The 3,253-nt window shown below is 68.9% G+C and carries 5 protein-coding genes; all 5 read left to right on the top strand.

Translation table 11 applies throughout. The annotated features are described in order from the left end of the window. The coding region (locus KUTG_RS10105) for a helix-turn-helix domain-containing protein (RefSeq protein ID WP_043716508.1) at positions 1-191 on the top strand (191 nt) is incomplete at its 5' end. Between the two features lie 44 nt (positions 192-235). After that, the gene (locus KUTG_RS10100; protein ID WP_043716507.1) at positions 236-973 is read left to right on the top strand and encodes a Crp/Fnr family transcriptional regulator; all 738 of its coding nucleotides are present in this window, start codon (positions 236-238) and stop codon (positions 971-973) included. A gap of 31 nt (positions 974-1,004) precedes the next feature. Next, on the top strand, positions 1,005-1,754 hold the full coding sequence (locus KUTG_RS10095; RefSeq protein ID WP_043716505.1) for a hypothetical protein: 750 nt from the start codon (positions 1,005-1,007) through the stop codon (positions 1,752-1,754). 263 nt (positions 1,755-2,017) lie between these two features. After that, a complete protein-coding gene (gene gap / locus KUTG_RS10090) occupies positions 2,018-3,022 on the top strand; it encodes a type I glyceraldehyde-3-phosphate dehydrogenase (RefSeq protein WP_043716504.1) in 1,005 nt (334 codons plus the stop codon). 14 nt (positions 3,023-3,036) lie between these two features. Beyond that, a partial coding sequence (pgk, locus tag KUTG_RS10085; RefSeq protein ID WP_043716502.1) for a phosphoglycerate kinase occupies positions 3,037-3,253 on the top strand: 217 nt, incomplete at its 3' end.

Raw genomic sequence — 3,253 nt, 5'->3', positions numbered from 1 at the left:
TGAGCAACCGTCAGGCGTCGCTGGAGGAGCTCGGCCAGCTGTCCGAGCCGCCGATGACCAAGGACGCGGTGGCCGGCCGGATCCGGCGGCTGTTGGCCATGGCGGACAAGCGGGCCCACGAGCTCGGTCTGCCGGACACGGAGTCGGCGGTGACTCCGGAGATGTTGGAGGTCGAGGAGGCCGACGTCTGATATCCCTGCACGGCTGCGCTCGTCGCTGAGGGGACACACGTGACATGACCGACGACCGGTTAGCCGACGTCCGAACCCTGCTGCGGAATTCCGGGCGTACCAGACCGTTTCGCCGGGGCGAGGTGCTGATCGCGGAGGGCGCGCCCAGCGACGAGGTGCTGCTGATCGAGACCGGCAAGGTCAAGGTCGTGCTGCACGGCCCCAACGGCGCGGACTCCATTCTCGGCTTCTACGGCGCGGGCGAGCTGATGGGGGAGATGGGCGTGATGGGGGACCGGCCGCGCAGCGCGGACGTGATCGCCCGGACGCCCGGCGCCGCGCTGCACGTGGACGCGCACACCTTCCGGACGCTGCTGCGTGATCATCCGCTGTTGGCCGCGCACGTGACGGACGTGTTGAGCAAGCGGCTGTTCCAGGCCGATCAGCGGCAGCGGCTGCACGCCTCGTTCGAGGTGTCGGTGCGGGTGGCCAAACAGCTGTTGAGCTGGGCTCACTCCTCCGGCGAGCCGGTGGACGGCGGCGGGCTGCGGGTGAAGGGCCTGACCCAGTTGGAGATCGCCCAGTTCGTCACGGCGTCGGCCAAGACCGTCGACCACGTGCTGAAGCAGTTGCGGTCGGACAAGCTGTTGGAGACCGGGCGGCGCAGTTACGTGCTGCCCGATCCGCCGTTGCTGGAACGCTGCCTGGCCGACCCGGAATGGCGGCCGGGTCGGCACGACGTCTCCCGCTTTTCCGGGAGACCCGACAACTATGCGCAACCAGACTCCACTCGTGCGTGCTGAGCGTCTGCCACTTGGAGGAGCCTTGGACACCGTGCCCGACATCCGGACCCTGCTCGGGGTCGATGTGATCGACTCCGCCCGGACCGCGCCCCATCTGCTGCCGCAGGTGCCGACCGTGCTGGCGACGCTGCTGTCGGCCGGCATGGACGCGGTGGCGGTGTCCCGGCAGGACACGGTGGACGCGCAGTACACCGGCGACGGCTGGCTCTACGCCTTCCCGAGCGGGCTGCTGGGCCGTGTCGTGGACCTGGGCCGCACCTTGGACGGGATCGTCGCCGAGCACAACAAGTGGAACAAGCTGGAGCTTCGGCTCCGGCTGGCCGTGGAGGTCGGGCCGCTGCCCGACACCCAGGGCTTCCACCCGGCCAACATCTCGCGCAGCCGCCTGCTGGAGGCGCCCGCGTTCAAGGCGCTGGCCCGCCGCTGCATCGCCGCCCGCCCGGACGGCTCGATGAGCACCGCGATGATCATGTCCGACGCCGTGCACCGCACGGTCTTCGCCGGCGACTACACCAAGGTCGCCCGGGCCACGGACTTCGCGGCGCTGGCCGTGACCAACAAGGAGTTCACCACCCACGCCTGGGTCGCGGTCCCCGGCTTCGACGCCCGCACCCTCGCCGGGATGATCGCCGATGACGACCCGGCGGCATCTGCACCGGTCGAGGAGAGTAAGCCCACTGACGTCGGAACCGTGACGAACACCATCAACGGCGGCGGCAATCACGGTGTCCAGGCCCACACCATCAACGGCGGCGTCCGCTTCGGCTCCCCCCGCCGCTGACCCCACTTTTTCGCCACATGTGGGCCACATGTGGCTCTGGGAGTCGAATGTGGCGCACATGTGGCGTCGGAACGGGGGCTTGGTCTGGACCAATTTGGGGCGATTGCTGGGCCGAACGGAGCAGTCTCAGCTGGCTCGATCAAGAAAGCTGCCATACCACTGTGACCAGCGCTACTTCGTAACGCTAGTGTTGCCGGCAGGCAGCGTCGCCGCATCTACTGGGCTCCGGCATTCGACCGGTTCGAGTTTCGAGGAGACACACCGTGACGGTTCGCGTAGGTGTCAACGGCTTCGGCCGCATCGGCCGCAACTTCTTCAGGGCGGTCAAGGCCAGCGGGCACGACATCGAGATCGTGGCCTTCAACGACCTGGGTGACGTCGCGACCATGGCGCACCTGCTGAAGTACGACACCATCCTTGGCCGCTTCCCCGGCGAGGTGTCGCTGCACGACGAGGGCATCGAGGTCGACGGCAAGGTCGTCAAGGCGCTGGCCGAGCGCGACCCGGGCAAGCTGCCCTGGAAGGACCTCGGCGTGGACGTCGTGGTCGAGTCGACCGGCTTCTTCACCGACGCCGCGGCGGCCCGCAAGCACGTGGACGAGGGCGGCGCCAAGAAGGTCATCATCTCCGCGCCGGCCAAGGGCGAGGACCTGACCATCGTGCTCGGCGCCAACGACGACCTGTACGACGGCTCGCAGACCATCATCTCGAACGCCTCGTGCACCACGAACTGCCTGGCCCCGCTGGCCAAGGTGCTGCACGACGCGTTCACCATCGAGCGTGGCCTGATGACCACGATCCACGCGTACACGCAGGACCAGAACCTCCAGGACGCGCCGCACAAGGACCTGCGCCGCGCCCGCGCCGCCGCGCTGAACATCGTGCCCACCTCGACCGGTGCGGCCAAGGCCATCGGCCTGGTGCTGCCGGAGCTGAAGGGCAAGCTGGACGGCTACGCGCTGCGCGTGCCGGTGCCGACCGGCTCGGCCACCGACCTGACCGTCACCGTGGGCCGCGAGGTCACCCTGGACGAGGTCAACGCCGCGTACAAGGCCGCGGCCGACGGCCCGCTGGGCAAGTACCTGCGCTACAACGACGACCCGATCGTGTCCTCGGACATCGTCACCGACCCGGCGTCCTGCATCTACGACGCGCCGCTGACCAAGGTCATCGGCAACCAGGTCAAGGTCGTCGGCTGGTACGACAACGAGTGGGGCTACTCCAACCGCCTCGCCGACCTGGTGTCGCTGGTCGCCTCGAAGCTCTGAGAGGGTTGCCGCAAGTGAAGACTCTCGACGACCTGATCGCCGAGGGCGTGCAGGGTCGGCACGTGCTGGTGCGTGCCGACCTCAACGTCCCCCTCGACGGCGACAAGATCACTGACGACGGCCGGATCCGGGCGTTCCTGCCCACCGCCCGGCGCCTCACCGAGGCCGGCGCGCGGGTCGTCGTGACGGCCCACCTGGGCCGCCCCAAGGGCGAGCCGGACCCGAAGTTCT

Source organism: Kutzneria sp. 744, from assembly GCF_000568255.1.
In the GTDB taxonomy this organism is placed as follows: Bacteria; Actinomycetota; Actinomycetes; order Mycobacteriales; family Pseudonocardiaceae; genus Kutzneria.
Note: the sequence above shows the minus strand (reverse complement) of the source record. Positions and strands in the feature narration are given on the sequence as shown.